Below are 17,697 nucleotides of genomic sequence, written 5' to 3'. Positions count from 1 at the left end.
GTACGCCGCCGTCGCGGCCACCGCCGGGACGCCCTCTACGACCGCCCCGCCTGCCGACAGAAGGCGTACCGGGCCCGCCGGCGGGCCGCCGAGCGGGTCCGCGAAGCCGTAACGGCCCCGGCCGGTGTGACGACTCGCGGAACCAGCTCCGGGGCTCTGGCCAGCACGGACGCCCAGGTCAAGATGGTGGCGACCACGACGCGCCGCCGTACGACCTCACTCGTCATCGGCAGCGTCCTTGTCGCGCAGCTCGGGCAGCTTGAACGAGTACCGGCCCAGCATGTTGATGTGCTGTCGCACGAACGGCGAGAGGCGGGCGACATCCTCGTCGCGGACGTCGAACCCGTCCGCCCGCAGCTGGTTCACCGCGGCGTCGATGTACCTCGTGTTGAAGAGGACGACGGCGTTGAGGACCAGGCCGAGCGCGCCGAGCTGGTCCTCCATGCCGTCCTGGTAGCGCTGGTAGAGCTGCCCCGAGCGGCCGTGGAAGATCTTCCGGGCGAGGGCGTGGCGACCCTCCTGGAGGTTGGCCTGCGCCTTGATCTGGCGGCGGTAGCCGGGCTCGTCGGCCAGCCGCAGGATGTGCAAGGACTTGGCGATCCGCCCGTAGTGCGCGATCGCGTCCCCCAGCGGGGTCGGACGCCCGTCCCGCGACAGCATCCGGATCACGTCACACGCGCGCACTGCGCCGGTGTCAATCCCCTCGAACTGTGGAGATCTTCTAAGCGGCCAGCTCCAAGACGGAGTTGGCCTGGTGGTCGTGCTCGTAGTCGATCGGGCTCTGATATCCACACACGCTGTGTAGCTGACGGCCGTTGTAGAAGCCGGTGATCCAGGTCGCGATCCGCAGCCTCGCCTCGGTGCGGGTGGCGCTTGCGACCAGCACGCCTACGGCCGCTCAACGTGGATCAGCGGGCGTAACCGCCGTCGGCCATGATGGTCTGGCCAGTCACGAAGGCAGCGTCGTCGCTGGTGAGGAAGGCAATGGTGCCGGTCAAGTCTTCCGGCAGCCCGTTGCGCTTGATGGCCTGGGACTGTGCGGCAGCCGTGAGGGCTTCCTGTGGGTGGGCATTCAGGACGCCGGGTGTGATGGTCAGGGTCGCGCCGACCGCGTTGACGGTGATGCCGAACGGGGCGAGGTCGTTGGCCAGTCCGCGGCTGAAGCCGATGTTGCCCATCTTGCTCGCCATGTAGTGGGACATGCCGGGCGCGTTGGTGACGATTGAGTTGGAGGTCACGTTGATGATGCGGCCCCAGCCGCTCTTCTTCATGGTCGGCAGCAGGGCCTTGACCATGAGGAACTGCGAGTCGAGGTTGACCGCGATGACGCGCCGCCAGGTGTCATAGTCCAGCTCCTCGATGTCGAGGAAGGGGCAAATGCCGGCGTTGTTGACCAGGATGTCCGCCCGCCCGAACCGGTCGGCGACCTCCTTGCCCACGGCCGCGGTCTGGTCGGGATTGGACACGTCGCCCGTGAGACCCAGCACCGGGTGTCCTTTGTCGGCGAGCAAGGCGACGGTTTCCTCGGGGCTGTTGAGGTCGACCGCGACGACGGTCGCGCCGCGTGCGGCGAGGTCGACGGCGATGGCCTGGCCGATGCCGCGTCCGGCGCCGGTGACAACGGCCACTCGGTCCGTGTGTGTCTGGGGAACTGACATGTCAGAAACTCCTTTGTCGCGAACTTCCGGTCCCGCGCCTCGTGGCACGGTGCCCGGGACTTCTTTTCCGGCCCCCGCCCGGGTGAGCGTCACGCCGCGCGGTCGGCCTTGAGGGTCCTGGCGACGTTGGCGATCCGCTTGCCCTGGTAGGCGCCAGAGACGCGGGCCATGCTGTCGACGGAGTTCTCTCCCTGGGCACCGGTCACGTGCGAGGTTCCGCAGGTTGCCGTCGGTGAACTTGACGGGGACGGTGAAGCCGGGGGGCTTTCCCCGGGCCGGGCGATGTGCAACCGGCGCTTCACAAGTGCTATCGGCCCGGCCGCTCGGGCTCCATCCGGAAGCGGACCAAGCGGGTCTTCGCGGCGGCCGTGCGCAGCTCGTCGTCGGTGGGCTGCCGGTCGCCTGGGAGGCCGAGCATCAGCCCCTTGGCGGCCTTGGGTCCTTTGCGCCGGCCGAACTCACCCAGCAGGGCGGCGACTTCCTCAGGGTCCTCGACGACCGTCGGGACGGCGGCGTGGTCCTGGCCCCGGATGCGCAGCCGGACGGCAGACCCTTGGCGCATGCTGGGGATCCAGCTGAGCTGGGAGGACATGGCGAGCACCGTGCCGGGATCCCAGTCGAAGTAGCCGATGGGGACCGTGAATTCGCGACCCGTCCTGTGCCCCTGGTACGTGAGCAGCATCAGGCGCCCGCTCAGCGGCTTGTGGAAGCGGGAGGCGAGCAGCGGCCGTACGACCTTGTTGGCGGCTCGGAAGATCTTCACCATGGGTGGCGTGGCCGTGTTCGCCGCGGGTGTGCCGGAGGTGCTCACCGGGTGCCGCCGGGGGCGGTGTGGACGATCTCGGCCTGGTCGCGTTTGGTGTAGGCGTCCCAGTAGTGCTCGGCGATGGTCTCGGGCTCGGTGCCGGGACCGCTGCCGATGAACACCCCGATCGCCACGTGCGCGGTGTGCACCCCGTGCTCGGCGAGGTCGATACCCAGGGCCATGGCGTAGTTGCGCAGGGCCGCCGCCGCGACGCCGACGCTGCCGAACGCGCCGCCGCTCGGCCGGATGGAGGAGGCGCCCGTGGAGAACAGCAGGGTGCCGCTGCCACGTTCGAGCATGGCGGGCAGCACCTGACGGACCGCGGCGACCGCTCCGTACAGGTAGTAGTCGAGCTGCTTGTGGAGCTCCTGCGCCGTGGCGTCGACGGCGGCGGCGCCGGCGAACGTGGGGTCGGCGGGCGAGTACTCCAGTACGTCGACGGCCCCGAACCGGTCGGCGACCGCGGCGAGCGCCGACCGCAGCGAGTCGGGACGCGTCACGTCCGCGGCGAAGCCCGCGGCCTCGATGCCCTCCTCGGCGAGCCGCGCGGCGAGCGCGTCGAGCTTGTCCTGGGTCCGGGAGACCAGGGCGACCTGGAAACCCTCCTTTCCGAAGCGGCGGGCGATGGACAGGCCCAGGCCGGGGCCTGCCCCGATGACGGTGATGACGGGCATGGGTGATGCTCCTGTGGTCGGACGGGCTGGACGGATGAGGGCACTTCCCGCCACGTCAGCGGTCAGGACCGAAAGTCGAGGGCAGCCTCATGTTCTTGGATCGTAGCAGAGAATATGAGGCACCCCTCCGGTTGGTAGGCTGAGTGACATGGCCATCGACCCTCCGTCCGCCTCCGCCGGGAACCCGGCCCCTGTCCGCCCCCTGCGGCGCGACGCGCAGCGCAATCGCGAGGCCCTGCTCACCGCGGCCCGCTCCTGCTTCGCCGAGCAGGGCCTGGAGGCACCCCTGGAGCAGGTGGCCAAGCGGGCCGGGGTGGCCATCGGCACGCTGTACCGGCACTTCCCCACCCGGCTGGACCTGGTGCAGGCAACCTTCGCCGGGAAGCTGGCCGTCTGGCGGGAGGCCGCCGAGAAGGCCGTCACCATGGATGACGCCTGGGCGGGGCTGTGCCACTTCCTGGAGACCATGTGCGAACTCCAGTCACAGGACCGGGGCTTCAACGACCTGGCCTCCATACGGCTGCCGGAGAGCGCCTGCCTGGCAGGTGCCCAGACCCGCATCCGCGAACTCGGCGTACACATCGTCGAGCGTGCGCAGGAGCAGGGCAGCCTGCGCCCCGACCTCACCCCCGAGGACCTTGCCTTCGTCATCTGGTCGCACAGCCGCGTCACCGAGGCCACCCACGCCATCGCCCCGGACGCCTGGCGCCGCCACCTCTACCTTCTGCTCGACGGCTTCCGATCCGACCGCGCCCACCCGCTGCCGGCGCCGCCGCTCACCGAGGAACAGCTGTACCGCGCCATGATCAGCCTCGGCGGAAACGGGGCCTGCGGCGCCTGACCGTCGGGACGCGCGTTGTCCCAAGGCGCCACGGGAGCCCCTTCCCCGCGGCCAGGCCGAGCCGGTACGCCTCCGTCCCTGTGCTGCAGAGTCCCTTCAGTTGGTGGTGGCTCCCACTGCTGTAGATCGCGCAATGCCAGGCAAGCTACGTGGCCTCCGAGACAGATGAGACCGACTGCTGGGACAAGGGGAAGACCTCCATCGCCACGGACGTCTCACCGTCGTCGTGGACGGCGCCGATCTACAGCAGTGTCCGGATCTCCCAACTGAAGGGACTGTCCAGAGTGCAGCGGTCGCCTGCTGTACGCCGATCGGGAACCACAGACCCCTGAAGAATGGGGAAAGTGGTTCACTGTGATTCGCAAGGCACTGCTCAAACAAGCAGTAGTCATGCGAGGAGGCAGAAACGGCCGAGCGTGTTTCAGCAATTCCTGCGAGCCCGTGAGGCTTGCCCGAGCCGTGTGCGATGACAAGTCGCTCGCACGGTTCCAAGGTAGCGGGTCATGGCAACATGACCCGGCTACCCGACGAATGGCGGGGGCTGGCCACCCGTGACGACAAGACACTCGATATTCCTCAGCGGCGCACGGAAGCCCGGTCGGCGTCACACCGAGGAGGCGGCAAGGGCCCGCGCGCTGCTGAAGGCAGCGGGCGTTGACCAGTCCTGTTGGCGAAGGAGGTTCAGCAGGGCGGTTTCGGCTGGCCCCGGGTCGTGACGCACGCCGACCAGGACCCGTTCGGAGAGGGCGGGGGCCAGCGGCCTGGCCAGCTGGGTACAGGGGGTCGGGACGGTGGAGGCGGGGACCATGGTCACACCCAGGCCATGCGCGACCAGTTGTACCGCCGTGGCGATCTGAGAGGCGCGTGCCACGGTCGAGGGAGTGAGCCCGACGCGCCTGAGAACCTGGCCGATCTGTTCGTCCAGGAGGCCGCCACGCGTGAACCGCACCCAGCCCTCGCCGGCCAGGTCCTCCAGTCGTACGGAGTCGGCCCGGTGCAGGGGGTGTTGGGGAGGAAGGATCACGGCATACGGCTCCTCGCCCAGTTCGTGGACGTCGTAGCCGCACTCGGGTGCGAGGTGGTGGTACAGCACCAGATCGACCGTACCCAAGTGGTCGAGGTGCTCCATCTCCACCGGCGTGGGTTCTTCCACGAGAGTCACATGAAGGCGCGGATGGATGCGCCGCAGTTCTCCCAGGGCGGCGGCAAGCTGGTTGGTCGCCAGGCCGGTGGAGGCGACCACGAGGAGCTCGCCCGTCAGATCGCCTCCGCTGGCACGTGCCGCAGCGCGGGCCCGGCGGGCGGCGCTCACGGCGATCTCGGCCTCTTTGAGGAAGGCCCGCCCGGCGACGGTCACCGCGACTCCACGCGGGATCCGGGTGAAGATGCGGACGCCGAGATCCTTCTCCAGCACCGCGACCTGATGGGAGACCGTGGGCTGGGCGACACCGAGCCGGGCGGCGGCCGCAGTGACAGAGCCCTCTTCGGCCATGACCAAGGCGTACTCGTACTGGCGCAGGTTCATCGGTTTCTCCTCGCGTGACCCATAGAAGCATTCTATAGCATGCAAGCAAATGATCTATTTGCTTCTATGGATAGTCACTCATACCGTGATGCTCATGGCGCGGTCAACACGAGGAATTTCCCGGTGCCGCCGTTCTGAGGAGAAAGCCATGGGGCAGAAGTCGAAAATCATGGACAGTGAAATTCGGGAGCTTGTTGACAAAGCTGCGGAACTCGTTCCCCGGCTGGCTGAAATCGGCAACCGCTCGGACAGGCTGAGTGAGGACCCGACGGAGGCGATGAAGCTGCTCAACGAAGCCGGCTTCTGGCGTCTGCAGGTCCCGGCCGCATACGGCGGGTACAGCGACGGCAGCGTCGCGTTCGGACTGGAAGCCCTGTACGAGATCTATCTGTCCATCGGCCGAGGAGACGCCGCCGTCCTGCTCAACACCGTCGTCGGCTCCGTCGTCCTGGCCGAGCTCTTCAGCAGCGATCTTCCCGAGGCGACCAAACGTCAGGTGGGAGAGGACATCGCCGCCGGCCGCAGGTTCCGGTTCGTCGCGTCCGCCTCCGAGACCGGCGTCACCACCGGCCCGACCAGCGTACGCAAGGTCGACGGCGGCGTACTGGTCAACGGCACCAAGTCCTTCAACAGCAACAGCGGCAGCGCGGCCGAGACCTACGCCAGCGTCTCCGCCCAACTGGAAGGATCGACATCCCTGGTCACCGCCCTGATCCCGCTCGACGCCCCGGCCGTGCGCCTTCACGGCGACTGGGACGTCATGGGCATGCGCGGCACCCAGAGCCAGCGCATCACCTACGACGACGTCTTCGTCCCCGACGGCTGGTACACCGTCCAGGCCACGCGCGACCCCCTGCTGTTCCCCATGGCACAGGCCGGCCAGGCGATCATCGTTCTCGGCCCCGCCTACGGGGCGCTGGACGCGGCGATCGACTACGTCAGGGCCTCCACCACTCCCACCGTGAAGATCTACGACTCGGTCCAGACCGACCCGTTCGTCCGCCGGCGCATCGGGGAGTTCCGCATCAAGCTGGACGCGGCCCGAGCCCTGCTGATGGAACTCGTCCGCGCCGTGGAGAACGCCGACGACAAGACCGAGATCGCCCAGCTCATGATCGACGCGCTCTCCGCCAAGGCCGCCGCGACCAGCATCGCCGTCGAGGTCGCGTCCGGGATCGTCGACCTCACCGGGACCCGCAGCACCGCCGCCAAGTACAACATCGACCGTTTCTGGCGCAACATCCGCACCTTCTCCCAGCACGACCCCAAGATCGATGCGGCGCAGTACTTCGTCGGCGGCTACCACCTGGCCGGAGAAGTACCCGGCATGGAGGTCTACGTCCGTGTCTGACCAGCTCGCCGGCGATGGCCGTCTCGCCCGGCGCGGTACGAGAAGAGAGACTCCCGTGACCTCACCCGACTACGACCTCGAACTCGCCGGACGCTTCCGGGAGGCCATGGCCTCATTTCCCAGCGGCGTCACCATCGTGACCACGGTGGATGAGGACGGACGCCCCTGGGGGTTCACCGCGAGCGCCTTCTCCTCGGTCTCGGCCGAACCGCCGCTCGTCCTGGTGTGCCTGTCCCGGACCGCCGAGTGCCACCCGGTGTTCGAGCGCTCCACGCACTGGACCGTCAACATCCTCAACGACGGCCACCAACCGCTCGCCCGCCGGTTCGCGACCCGGGGCGCGGACAAGTTCGCCGGCGACGAGTTCCGCCTCGACCCCGAGGGCGTGCCCTACCTGCCCGACGCGTCGGTGCGCCTGCACGTCTCCGCATACGACCGTCACGCCTCCGGCGACCACACCATCCTGGTGGGACGCGTGCACGACGTCCGACTCGGACAGGACCCGGCGACCGTCTACTTCCAACGCGGCTTCCACGCACTGGCCGGCTGAGTCCGTCCTTCCGGCGAGCCAACCATCAAGGGACCGCACACTGACATCAGGTGTGCGGCCTCGGCCCGAGAACGGCCGACCGCGGGTGCCGGCTCCCGCAGCGGCCTGCTTTGTCGGCGAGTCACCTGCGCAGTCGGTGGCCTGTGCACCACTGCTCCTGGCGTACTCGGCGTCCGCATGCGGGCGATGCACGGGGCAGGACGGGCGGTAGCCCCGGCAGGCGCCGCAGTCGAAGTTCTCGAGCTCGACCTGGGACCGGCCGTCGGCGCGGAGCGGCGTGAAGGTGTAGCAGTCGCGGACTTCGGTGATCCGGCCGGCGCGGGAATCGAAGGCGTACTACTCGCGTCGCGCAGGAATCCGCCGAGCCTGGTCTTGTGGCGAGTTCCTTCCTGTCCATGGACGACCGCGCCACGGCGCAGTGAGCAAGCTGATGGCCCCAGCCTCTGTCTCGCGGGCGAGGCAACAGTCTGCCGAGCAACAGAGTGGTCGAGGGCTGGGAGCGGTCTTACGCGGCCCGGTCCTGTGGTGGCACGAGGCGTCGGCCGGAGCCTCGGCCGAGCACGTGCCGGAGATGTTCGACTCCGATCTGCATGGGCGACGCTCCGGCCGAGAACGTCGTCGAGGCGTTCGTCCGGGACATCGAGGGCTACGCCAAGTTCGGCATCGAGACGGTGATGCTGGGTCCGCGCACGGGTGAGCAGACGGCCTGGATCGAGCAGTTCGCGGCCACGGCGGTGCGGCGCGCGGCCGAGCTGGGCTGAGACCGGGGAACGGAAAGAGCGAGCGAGCTGAGGCCGGGAACCGGAAGAAGGGCCGGAGCCCATGCGGCTTCGGCCCTCGATCATGCGTACATCGATCAGGCGGCGGTGGACGTGGCCTCGCCGTGGACCAGGCCGATGACCTCGGCCGGCTCGGCATCGTCGGAGGGGTGCGTCTCGGCGCAACGGACCACGGAACCGGCGATGGACGGCTTGGCGTCCTCCAGCACCCTGGCGCCGACGATGCCCGCGGCCTTGCGGGCCGCGTCCTGCGCCCAGAGGCCGCCGAACCGGACACGGTCAACGAGTGATCGGGCGCTTCCGTATGCCTTCCGGGAGCGGGAAGCCTTCCTGGCCTGTCACTCGGTGGGGCTCGGAGCCTCCGGTGTCGGGAGCAGGCGTCGCAGCAGGGACTCCTCCAGCTCGATCAGGACGTCTTCGCTGCCGGCGACGGGGCTCGGCAGGGTGCGCCACAGGACGAGCTGGCCGTGCAGGGCGGTCCACAGGTGGATGCCCAAGTCCTGCGCCTCCGCCCGACGGCCCGGGGCTGCTTCGGTGAGGTAGGCGTCGGTCGTATCGGTCCACGCCTGGAGCACGGTGCCGATGGGGTGGTCGGCGGAGGGGTAGCGCTCGGGCTCGTATTCCAGGCTGAACATCAGTCGGTAGCGGCGGGGCTTGACGATGGCGAACCTGCGGTAGGCCGTGACGGTGGCCCGCACGCGCGCCCACGGGTCCGCGCCTGCGGCGGCGGCCGACTCGCCGGCCTCGCTCATCGCGACGGTCAGTGTGCGGTAGGTGGCGTCGAGGACGGTGGAGACCAGGTCGGCCTTGTTCTTGAAGTGCCGGTAGACGCTGGGCGCGGAAATGCCGACCTCGCGGGCGACCCCGCGCAGGGAGAGCGCGTCCTCGCGCCCCGTCTCCTCCAGGATGCGGGTCGCCGCGTCGAGGATCTCCTGCCGCAGCCGCTCGCCCTCGCCCCGCACATTGGGCACCCGCTTGACCTGCAACGTCATGACTCCTCCTCGCTAACCGCAGCAGCCTACCGACCCTTGTGCGCCCCGCCTTCAACGGTCGGCGCTTCGTCAGGTCCGGCGTCGGGGCTTGACGATTCCTCGATTAACACTGTTAGTCTAACAATGCTTCGACTAACAGCGTTAACCGATGGTGGAAAGGAACAGTCATGACCTCATTGCCGACCGTCCCCGCGTTCACGCTCACCCGCCCGCAGGACGCTCCCCTGGACCCCCCGCCGCTGTATACGCGGCTGCGTGAGGAACAGCCCGTCACGCGTGTCTCCCTGTGGGAGGGGCGCCTGACTCCGTGGCTGGTGACCCGCTGGGAGGACGCCCGGGCGGTGCTGGGCAGCCCGGCGTTCAGCACCGACCCGACCCACCCCGGTGCACCCACCTTCCAGGAAGACGCCCAGCCTGGCCCGCGCGGCTTCTTCCAGAACTTCGACGACCCCATCCACGCGGCGATGCGGCGCACCCTGACCCGCGAGTTCATGGTCAAGCGCGTCGACGCGTTGCGCCCGGCCATCGCCCGCCTGACCGACGAGCTCCTCACCGGCCTCACCGAGCTGAGCGGTCCCGCCGACTTCGTGGAGCACTTCGCGCTGCCGCTGCCGTCCCTGGTGATCTGCGAACTTCTGGGCGTGCCCTACGAGGAGCACCCGTTCTTCCAGGAGCAGTCGAAGGTCCTCGTCGATCTGAACGCCACGGGGGAGGAAAACGCCCGGGCGTTCGCCAACCTCGCCGAGTATCTGCTGGGACTCGTGCAGACCAAGCGCGCCACGCCCGGGGACGACGTGGTCACCCGGCTGGCCGCACAGGCGGACGAGGGTGTCATCACCGACCAGGACGCCGCCGACCTGAGCGCCTTCCTGCTGTTCGCCGGGCATGAGACGACGGCGAACATGATCGCGCTGAGCACCATCACCCTCCTCAACCACCCCGACCAGATCCCGCACATCCTCGGCGGACCGGACCAGGTCGCGAGCGCGGTGGAGGAACTCCTGCGCTACCTGTCCATCGTGCACGGCGGACTGCGCCGCACCGCCGTCGACGACGTCACCATCGGCGGCGTCACGATCCACGCGGGCGAGGGTGTGATCGTTCCCGTCCATATCGCCAACCGCGACCCGGAGTTCTTCTCGAACCCCGACGACTTCGACCTGGACCGCGCGAACGTCCGCCAGCACCTGGCCTTCGGCTACGGCATCCACCAGTGCCTGGGCCAGCCGCTGGCCCGCGCCGAACTCCAGGTCGTCCTGCCCGAGGTCTTCCGCAGGCTTCCCGACCTGAAGATCGCCGTACCGATGGAGGAGATCGCCTTCAAGCAGGCCACCGCCGTCTACGGCGTCCGCGAACTGCCCGTCACCTGGTGACCGCGACCACCCGATCCCCCCACCGAGAGCAGGGAAGAAACATCATGCGTGTAGAAGTCGACGTCCCCAAGTGCGTCGCGTCGGGCCAGTGCGTACTGCTCGCCCCCGACGTCTTCGACCAGCGCGACGAGGACGGCATGGTCGTCCTCCTCGACGACAACCCGCCGGCCGAACTCCACGACGCCGTCCGCGAATCCGCCACCGTCTGCCCGGCGGCCGCCATCCGCCTGGAGGAGTCGTGAGCGCGACCACGACCAGCCGCGTGGTCATCGTCGGCGCCTCCGCGGCCGGCCTCGCCGCCGCCGAAACCCTCCGCCGCGAGGGCCACACCGGCCCCCTCACCCTCATCGGCGACGAACCCGCCGCCCCCTACGACCGCCCGCCCCTGTCGAAGGAGATCCTCTCCGGCGCCTGGAGCCCCGACCGACTGCCCCTGCGCACCCAGGCCGACCTCGACGCCCTTGACCTGGACGCCCGCTACGGCCGCGAGGCCATCGGCGCGAGTGTCGCAGCGGGCACCGTGCTGCTGGCCGACGGTACGGAGGTGCCGTACGACGGACTGATCGTGGCCACCGGAGTCCGCCCCCGGCGCCTGCCCGGCACACCGGCCCACGTCCTGCGCACCCTGGACGACGCCCTCGCCCTGAAGGACCGCCTCGGCCCCGGCCGCACACTGACCGTGGTCGGCGCCGGATTCCTCGGCGCCGAGGCCGCCGCGGTGGCGGCCGGCCTGGGCACCCACGTGACCCTCCTGGAACCCGCGCCCGTCCCCCTGGCCCACGCGGTCGGCGAGGACGTCGGCCGCATGCTCGCCCAGGCCCACCTCCATCACGGCGTGGACCTGCGCACCGGGACCGGGGTCAGCGAGGTCGTCCCCGGCGGAGTACGCCTCGACGACGGCAGCGTGGTCGAGGCCGAGACGGTGCTGGTGGCCGTCGGTTCCCGGCCCAACACCGAGTGGCTGACCGGCAGCGGCCTCACCCTCGACGACGGGCTGGTCTGCGACGAGTTCTCCGCCGCCGCACCCGGCGTGTACGGCGCGGGCGACGTGGCCCGCTGGCCCAACCCGCTCTTCGACACCTCGATGCGTATCGAGCACCGTACCAACGCCGCCGAACAGGGCATGGCCGCCGCCCGCAACCTCCTGGGCGCCCAGCGGCCCTTCGCGCCCGTCCCCTACTTCTGGTCCGACCAGTACGACATGAAGATCCGCGCCTACGGCTACCTGCGCGGCCACGATGAGATGCGGATCGCCGAAGGCAGCCTGGAGGAACGCAAGTTCACCGCCGTCTACCGCACCGACGACCGTCTCACCGGCGTCCTGGCAGTCGGCATGCCGCCCAAGACCACCCGCCCCTGGCAGGGGGCCATCGCCGCCCGCACCCCCTGGCGCCAGGCGACATCCCTCCTGGAAGGAGCGGCAGCATGAGGGACACCACCGACTTCGAGGGACGGGGCGTCGTCGTCACCGGCGCCGGGTCCGGCATCGGACGCGCCACCGCGCTGCGGTTCGCGAGCCTGGGGGCCCAAGTTCTTGTCGCGGACATCAACCCGGTCGGCGCCGAGGCCGTCGCCAAGGAGATCGAGGCGAACGGCGGCACCGCCCGCACGGTCGTCGGCGACCTCAGCGACCAGGGCACGGTCGACGAGGTCATCACCACCGCCGTCGAGTCCTTCGGCGACCTCGGCGTGCTCGTCAACAACGCCGGAATCATGGACCGCATGACCGCCACCGCCGACGTGAGCGACGCGGAATGGGATCGGGTCATCCGCATCAACCTGACCGCCCCGTTCCTGCTCACCCGCGCCGCCCTGCCCCACATGCTGGCCCGTGGCAACGGCTCCATCGTCAACACGGCCTCGGAGGCGGCTCTGCGCGGCAGCGCCGCCGGCACCGCGTACACCGTCTCCAAGCACGGGATCATCGGCCTGACGAAGTCGACCGCGGTCATGTACCGGGACCGCGGCATCCGCGTCAACGCCATCGCCCCCGGCGGCACCCGGACCCACATCACCGACACCGTCACGTTCGATGGCGACGGCGCCTCGATCGTAGGCCGCTACCAAAAGAACGTGGGCCGCTTGGCCGCGGCGGAGGAAGTCGCCGCGGCCATCGTGTTCCTCGCCTCGGACGCGGCGAGCAACATCAGCGGCGCCGTGCTCCCCATCGACAACGGCTGGTCGGCCGTCTGACCCAGCCACCCATGCGGTGGCCGGCCCCCAGACCGGGGCCGGCCACCGTACGCCCATGCCCTGTGAGGTCGCTTCCCCGGACACGAGCGGATCCTCGTACGGGCGCGGACGCGGCACAGGACGGAGGGCACGTCCCGCTGTGGGCACGGCCCGACCGGGTGCGGCCGTCACGACTTCGGCGGTTGTCGATGTCCTCCCGACGGAGCGCCGGCATGCAGGAGTTGCACAGTGCAGCGGCTGGAGGCGCTCGGCCTCGGCATAGGGGCCGACACCGGCCGGGCCGAGGGCGGGTTCGGTTCGGGTCTGTGCTGAGGTCGAGGGCCGGGGTGATCATCGCGAAAGCCTGGTCGGCCAGCTCGTCCATCGGCTTGGTGCCGTCGCTGTCCACCCAGCGGCGCAGCGCGGTCTGGTACACGGTGAGGGCGACGTCGGCGGCGAGGGCGGGGCGCATGCCAACGTCGGGATCGAGTCCCGTGCGCCGGGCGAGGATGCCGACCATCTCGGCCTGCCACTGCGACTGCCGCTCCAGGAACCGGGCCAGTAGGGCCGGCGTGTCCAGAATCAGCCTGCTCACGTGCAGCGCCCTGTCCGGATCGGCGTCGCACACGGAGCACGCGGCCATCGGCCCACCGGCCCACGAGTGCCCGGTAGCCGTCCCACTTGGGCTCCGCCGCATGATCGGAAGAAAGTATGGGATCGGAGGTGGGTGTGGCGAGCATCGGATCCGGCAGGGACCAGGTCGAAGGCATGGTGGACGTCTTCCACCGCGTGCCGTGGGTGCGGAGCGGTGTCCCCCCGGTCAGCGGATCCGGGGCAGGGCCTTGTCCGGGTGCGCGGCCTGTACGTACTTCACAGCGATGCTGGGGTGGACGCCGAAGAACGAGCTCGACCACGGCCTCGAACCGGGCCACCGGTCCGTCGGCATCCTCGCCCGCGTCCAGTCCAGCCGGGCCCTGGACTACGTCCGCGAGTTCAACACCGCCCTCGCCCCCTGGCGGCGCGAGCCGGCCGTCCGCGACTTCATCCACCGCACCCGCGCCGAACTCGCCGTCACCGCCTAACCTGCCCGTTCCCGCAGATGCCCATGATGTGGGCCTGACGGGTCCTACTCCGGCCCGGCGTCCTCACTGCGGATCATCCGCCGGAGGCTGGAACGGGCCGCCGCCAGGTCCTCCTCGGTCTCGGCCAGTCGTTCTTCCAGCTCGGCCTTTTCGCGTCGCAAGGTGTCGCATTCGACCGTCAGTTCCTCGTGCTGGCGAGTCAACTCGTCCACTCTCACCACCAGGTCGGCGGTCCCGACCTGGTCGAGCTGCTGACCGAGCTGCCGCTGAAGCGCCGCCTTCAGCTGGCCCCGCTCGACCCGCAGAGCGGCAACCTGCTGTTTGGACAGTTCCAGGTCCGTCCGCAGGCTTGCCGTACTCGATGAGAGGCCGGCCTGCGCCTCCCGGCGCGGCTGTCCCGCCTGTTTCTTGCGGGCGGCCTCGATGTGTTCGCGGACGCCCTCGGCATAGACCAGCCAGTTCGACACCTTGGCCGTCTTGGCGACGGCCGCGAAGGTGACCGTGTCGCCGCGGGCCGCCATCTGGTCCACAACTGCCAGGACCCTGGCCCGCTTGTCCCGGCTGTCCTTCTGGCGAGACGCGGCCAGCACCTCGCGGGGGGGAGCGTTTGCCCGTCATGCGCTGGACTCTCCCGGCCTGATCACGGTCAGCGGCAGCATCATGCGACCCCTGGCCGCCCGGCTCTTGCGCAGGACCTTCACCGATTCCATCAGCTCTTCGCGCTCCTTCTCCGGCAGAGCCTCGATCTGCTCGTGCATGTTCGCGGCGACCTTCTTGAACGAGTTGATCTGATCCTGCAGGTTGCGGATCACGTACTCGTCCGTGCCCATCGCCAGTGCGGTCTCCTTGTCCGCCTTCAGGTCCCGGATCTGGTCCTCGATCGCGGCCAGGTACGACGGGTCGGGACGGTAGAAGCCGCAGTCGGCGCACTGGAATCGGATCGGGCAGGCATGCCCGCCCGCCTTGACGTTCGACGGCTCGGTACACCCGCCGAACGGCACCGCCACCGACCGCATCTCGTAGGCTCTGTTCGACGTCATCGGGGCGGGGTTGCCGTGCCGGTCCACGACGTGCAGGCGCATCGTCTTGACCGCCTCCAGTTTCCGCTTCAACGACACTTTGTAGTACCGGGCCGTCGTATCGGCGCTTTTGTGGTCCATGAGCTCTTTGAGCACGTCGATCGGGACGTTGGCGTCCGCGTGCCGCTGAGCGTAGGAATGCCGGAACGCATAGGGGAAGATCTTGTCCTTGTCGAACGGGACGGGCAAACCGTCCCGGCCAGTCCCCTCCGAGTCGACTCTGTCCAGGAGCTGCACCCACTGGCGCATCGCCCTCTCGAGATAACTCGACGTCAGGTGGGGGTACTTGCCGTCATCGGAGATGGCGGGGAACAGGTAGGGCTCGCTCCGCTTGGGCGTGAGCAGCCCGTCGCGGTGGGCGGCCCAGCGCTGGATGTCCTCGGCGGTGTCCCGGGTGATCGGGAGCCGCCGTTTCAGCCGCTTGCCCTTGTTGTTGTTCCAGATCAAGAAGATGTCGTTGCCCGCGAACTCCAGGCAGTTCCGCTTCAGGCTCACCACCTCCCACGGCCGCCTGCCGGTGTCCCGAAGGACCCGGTAGACCGCTTGGAACATGGCCGCGATGTCGGCCTCGGCATAGCCGCGGTAGCGAAAGCCAACGTCGAAACCGTCCAGGCGGCCGTCGAGTTGGCGGATCACCGACTCGGGAATGGCCTTGCCGATCTCGTCCTCATTGGACTCCTCGCGAACGATCCGCAGCGACTTGTGCCGGCCGAACGTCCCGTGCAGATCGTTCAGCAGCCCGGCCCGGCGGCCGAAGTCCAGGACGTTGTGCAGCATGGACAGGCAGTCCGCCCGGTGCTTGCCGGCAAACAGATTTCCGTCCTTCTTGGTCATCGCGCGAAAGCCCGCCACGACCAAGGACATATCGGCGAACCGCGCCTGGCTCGGGTCCAACCCTCCGCCGGGCTGACGGTGCAGGACGGTGGAGGTCAGGACGCATGCCTCCAGGCGGCGGCGGAAGCGGTTGCTGTCCGGCTGGGTGGACCGGGCCCACTCCATCAGCGCATCCCGCAGCCACGGCTGCTTGATGACCGTGAAATCGACCTTGACCGACCGTGAGCCCGACCCGGATCGCCCCGGACGGTGGCCGATCGGTCCGTTCACCGCCCTCATGTCCCAGATCAGCTTGTCGGTGGGCTTGATCCCCGTGAACTGTTCCTGCCCTCTTTCGATGATCCAGGCGATGTCCCGGAGCAAGGCCATGCGGTTCGACACCTCATGCCACCCGGCGGGAGAGAACGTCTCGGGCTTCGCGGTCAACAGACAGCCCACCCCGGTCAGTTCCCTGATCACCGGGCGGATCACGGAGGGCTGGATCACCCGCGTGCGCAGATCACGCTGCTGAAGCGCGTAGAGCACCTCCAGCCTGGCGATGTCGCTCAACGGTGCCAACGAGAACTGGTGACTGGCCAGGTAGGACGTCTGATGCTCGATCCAGGCATCGAGGTCCGCGACCTTGACAGCCCCCTTGTGCTTGGACCACCACTGGTAGTGGATCCGGCACAGCCCCGACGTGAGCGTGACCTGCTCAAGGGGGCAACCGGCCACGTTGCAGTCCGGCCAGGCGCCGAGCGGTTCGGCGACATCGCGGATCCACTCCTCAAGCGTCCCGTCGAACGGCCGACGTTTGTCCGCCGCCCGGCTGGCCTTGATCCACCGCATGCTGTGGCCGCGACACAGGCCCTTGGAGTGCAGTTCGCGCTGGCATCGTGCGCCATCGCGCTCGACGGTGCAGAGCGACGCCCGCATGTGGACACGGTTCCGGCTCGGCCGGTAGGTGGCGCTGAATTCCTCCTCGGTGAGCCCGCTGAGCCGGAAATGGTCCTCGCAGGACTTGCACCGCCGGTTGCGGGACTTGTGGACCACCGGGCACGTGTCGATGATGCACGGCCATGCCACCGTCTTGTCGCTGTCGAGATCGCCGGTGAACAGCCACGATCCGCCGTCCCACTCACCCTGCCGCCAGTCCTCCAGCAACTGCGACTTCAGCCAGGCCGCCCAAGCGCTCAGGTCGAGTTCGGGCCGGGCAGGCAGGTCGATGACCTCCGCGAGATTCCCGTTCACGCGAGGCCCTGGCCCTTCTGGATCGCCGCGACGCGTTCGACGGCCTCCCGCTTGTCCTCGTCCGTCGCGTGGACGTACGGCTCCATCGACGACTCCGCGACGTGCCCCATCAGGTTCTTCACCACATCGCGCGGCCCAGCGGGGCCTTGAAGAGGTTGACTAACACCATGTCGACCTCGGCGGCCTCGGCGACCTGGTCCCGCTCGAAGACGTAGTCCGCGTAGAGCGTCACCAGCTCGGTCGTCACCGGGATCCACCGCGGCATACGGGCCTTGGCCAGAGCCCCGTTGGAGTTGCGTCGCCGCCGGACATGGATGTGTGGACCGGCGACCTGGCAGCCGAGCCCAGCCGAGTTCGACAGGAAGTGCATGTCCTCTCGACGCAGGCCCAGTGCCTCACCGATCCGGATGCCGGTTCCGGCCAGCAAAGCCACCAAGAAGCGGTCCCTGGCATGCCGGGTGAGCCCGATAAGGGTTGTGAACTGCTCGGGGTTCAACCACTCGTAGCCCTCTACCGCCACCTCGAACTTGATCGCCTTCGTCCGCACTGTGCGGAACTGCCCTTGCTCGCCCGGGTCGTAGCCCTGCGGCAGATAGGACAGGTACTTCTGCTCGGACAGCTGAGCGACCGTCTCGGCCAACACCCATCCCTGCTGGGAGCAGAACTGCAAGAACCCGCAGACCGTCGTCATGATCTGGTTCGCGGTCTTCTTCCTCCGGAAGCGGCTCGTCCACCAGCCAATGCAGGAACCG

At 68.9% G+C, this 17,697-nt stretch carries 21 protein-coding genes and 1 pseudogene; 9 read left to right on the top strand and 13 right to left on the bottom strand.

From position 1 onward, the window contains the following. Positions 1-35 precede the first annotated feature (35 nt). From J8M50_RS47010 to J8M50_RS46985, 6 genes and pseudogenes are all read right to left on the bottom strand, one after another. Complete coding sequence (locus J8M50_RS47010; protein ID WP_029184667.1) at positions 36-227, bottom strand: hypothetical protein; 192 nt, start codon at positions 225-227, stop codon at positions 36-38. Further along, a pseudogene (locus tag J8M50_RS47005) lies at positions 217-693 on the bottom strand (Tn3 family transposase); the annotation flags it as partial. The gene J8M50_RS47010 and the pseudogene J8M50_RS47005, both read right to left, overlap by 11 nt. A gap of 28 nt (positions 694-721) precedes the next feature. Continuing rightward, positions 722-886, bottom strand: coding sequence for a hypothetical protein (locus J8M50_RS47000; RefSeq protein WP_010360461.1), 165 nt, complete (start codon positions 884-886; stop codon positions 722-724). A gap of 22 nt (positions 887-908) precedes the next feature. Next, positions 909-1,628: an SDR family NAD(P)-dependent oxidoreductase gene (locus J8M50_RS46995; RefSeq protein WP_199832064.1), complete on the bottom strand. Its 720-nt coding sequence runs from the start codon at positions 1,626-1,628 to the stop codon at positions 909-911. A gap of 337 nt (positions 1,629-1,965) precedes the next feature. Then, on the bottom strand, positions 1,966-2,424 hold the full coding sequence (locus J8M50_RS46990; protein WP_010360463.1) for a hypothetical protein: 459 nt from the start codon (positions 2,422-2,424) through the stop codon (positions 1,966-1,968). Positions 2,425-2,465: 41 nt separating this feature from the next. After that, entirely contained in the window at positions 2,466-3,137 is a 672-nt protein-coding gene (locus J8M50_RS46985) for an SDR family NAD(P)-dependent oxidoreductase (protein WP_010360464.1), read from the bottom strand. 148 nt (positions 3,138-3,285) lie between these two features. Between J8M50_RS46985 and J8M50_RS46980 the strand changes: the two genes are divergently transcribed. Continuing rightward, positions 3,286-3,978: a TetR/AcrR family transcriptional regulator gene (locus J8M50_RS46980; RefSeq protein ID WP_010360465.1), complete on the top strand. Its 693-nt coding sequence runs from the start codon at positions 3,286-3,288 to the stop codon at positions 3,976-3,978. A 604-nt stretch (positions 3,979-4,582) separates the two neighbouring features. Here the strand turns inward: J8M50_RS46980 and J8M50_RS46975 are convergent. After that, complete coding sequence (locus J8M50_RS46975; RefSeq protein ID WP_010360466.1) at positions 4,583-5,503, bottom strand: LysR family transcriptional regulator; 921 nt, start codon at positions 5,501-5,503, stop codon at positions 4,583-4,585. 169 nt (positions 5,504-5,672) lie between these two features. Between J8M50_RS46975 and J8M50_RS46970 the strand changes: the two genes are divergently transcribed. The 3 genes from J8M50_RS46970 (at position 5,673) to J8M50_RS46960 (ending at position 8,165) form a co-directional block, all read left to right on the top strand. Then, entirely contained in the window at positions 5,673-6,854 is a 1,182-nt protein-coding gene (locus J8M50_RS46970; RefSeq protein ID WP_223786447.1) for an acyl-CoA dehydrogenase family protein, read from the top strand. 55 nt (positions 6,855-6,909) lie between these two features. After that, positions 6,910-7,404 (top strand): flavin reductase family protein, encoded by a 495-nt coding sequence (locus J8M50_RS46965; RefSeq protein ID WP_010360468.1) that lies wholly within the window; start codon positions 6,910-6,912, stop codon positions 7,402-7,404. A gap of 590 nt (positions 7,405-7,994) precedes the next feature. Then, on the top strand, positions 7,995-8,165 hold the full coding sequence (locus tag J8M50_RS46960; RefSeq protein WP_029184669.1) for a hypothetical protein: 171 nt from the start codon (positions 7,995-7,997) through the stop codon (positions 8,163-8,165). Between the two features lie 95 nt (positions 8,166-8,260). Here J8M50_RS46960 and J8M50_RS46955 read toward each other — a convergent pair whose 3' ends face one another. Both J8M50_RS46955 and J8M50_RS46950 read right to left on the bottom strand, forming a co-directional pair. Next, positions 8,261-8,392, bottom strand: coding sequence for a hypothetical protein (locus J8M50_RS46955; RefSeq protein ID WP_370516675.1), 132 nt, complete (start codon positions 8,390-8,392; stop codon positions 8,261-8,263). Between the two features lie 129 nt (positions 8,393-8,521). Further along, a complete protein-coding gene (locus J8M50_RS46950; protein ID WP_010360469.1) occupies positions 8,522-9,175 on the bottom strand; it encodes a TetR/AcrR family transcriptional regulator in 654 nt (217 codons plus the stop codon). 167 nt (positions 9,176-9,342) lie between these two features. Between J8M50_RS46950 and J8M50_RS46945 the strand changes: the two genes are divergently transcribed. The 4 genes from J8M50_RS46945 to J8M50_RS46930 are packed head-to-tail and all read left to right on the top strand — an operon-like array spanning position 9,343 to position 12,741. Next, the gene (locus J8M50_RS46945) at positions 9,343-10,548 is read left to right on the top strand and encodes a cytochrome P450 (protein ID WP_010360470.1); all 1,206 of its coding nucleotides are present in this window, start codon (positions 9,343-9,345) and stop codon (positions 10,546-10,548) included. 44 nt (positions 10,549-10,592) lie between these two features. Continuing rightward, the gene (locus J8M50_RS46940; protein ID WP_010360471.1) at positions 10,593-10,790 is read left to right on the top strand and encodes a ferredoxin; all 198 of its coding nucleotides are present in this window, start codon (positions 10,593-10,595) and stop codon (positions 10,788-10,790) included. Continuing rightward, on the top strand, positions 10,787-11,977 hold the full coding sequence (locus tag J8M50_RS46935) for an NAD(P)/FAD-dependent oxidoreductase (protein WP_010360472.1): 1,191 nt from the start codon (positions 10,787-10,789) through the stop codon (positions 11,975-11,977). The genes J8M50_RS46940 and J8M50_RS46935 overlap by 4 nt, the downstream gene beginning before the upstream one ends. Continuing rightward, a complete protein-coding gene (locus tag J8M50_RS46930) occupies positions 11,974-12,741 on the top strand; it encodes an SDR family NAD(P)-dependent oxidoreductase (protein WP_010360473.1) in 768 nt (255 codons plus the stop codon). Before J8M50_RS46935 ends, J8M50_RS46930 begins: the two co-directional genes overlap by 4 nt. Here the strand turns inward: J8M50_RS46930 and J8M50_RS46925 are convergent. Continuing rightward, positions 12,695-13,363, bottom strand: coding sequence for an acyl-CoA-like ligand-binding transcription factor (locus tag J8M50_RS46925; protein WP_223786446.1), 669 nt, complete (start codon positions 13,361-13,363; stop codon positions 12,695-12,697). The two genes, J8M50_RS46930 and J8M50_RS46925, sit on opposite strands and share 47 nt — an antisense overlap. A gap of 235 nt (positions 13,364-13,598) precedes the next feature. Here J8M50_RS46925 and J8M50_RS46920 point away from each other — a divergent pair, with 235 nt between their 5' ends. Then, positions 13,599-13,802 (top strand): hypothetical protein, encoded by a 204-nt coding sequence (locus tag J8M50_RS46920; RefSeq protein WP_010360475.1) that lies wholly within the window; start codon positions 13,599-13,601, stop codon positions 13,800-13,802. Positions 13,803-13,846: 44 nt separating this feature from the next. Here the strand turns inward: J8M50_RS46920 and J8M50_RS46915 are convergent, their stop codons facing one another. From J8M50_RS46915 to J8M50_RS49945, 3 genes are all read right to left on the bottom strand, one after another. After that, positions 13,847-14,392 carry a DUF6262 family protein gene (locus J8M50_RS46915; RefSeq protein WP_010360476.1) on the bottom strand — a complete coding sequence of 182 codons (546 nt, stop codon included), beginning with the start codon at positions 14,390-14,392 and terminating at the stop codon, positions 13,847-13,849. A gap of 24 nt (positions 14,393-14,416) precedes the next feature. Then, positions 14,417-16,945: a tyrosine-type recombinase/integrase gene (locus J8M50_RS46910; RefSeq protein WP_010360477.1), complete on the bottom strand. Its 2,529-nt coding sequence runs from the start codon at positions 16,943-16,945 to the stop codon at positions 14,417-14,419. Positions 16,946-17,063: 118 nt separating this feature from the next. Then, on the bottom strand, positions 17,064-17,636 hold the full coding sequence (locus J8M50_RS49945) for a site-specific integrase (RefSeq protein ID WP_010360479.1): 573 nt from the start codon (positions 17,634-17,636) through the stop codon (positions 17,064-17,066). Positions 17,637-17,697 lie beyond the last annotated feature (61 nt).

This window comes from Streptomyces acidiscabies, from assembly GCF_020010905.1.
Lineage (GTDB): Bacteria > Actinomycetota > Actinomycetes > Streptomycetales > Streptomycetaceae > Streptomyces > Streptomyces acidiscabies.
Note: the sequence above shows the minus strand (reverse complement) of the source record. Positions and strands in the feature narration are given on the sequence as shown.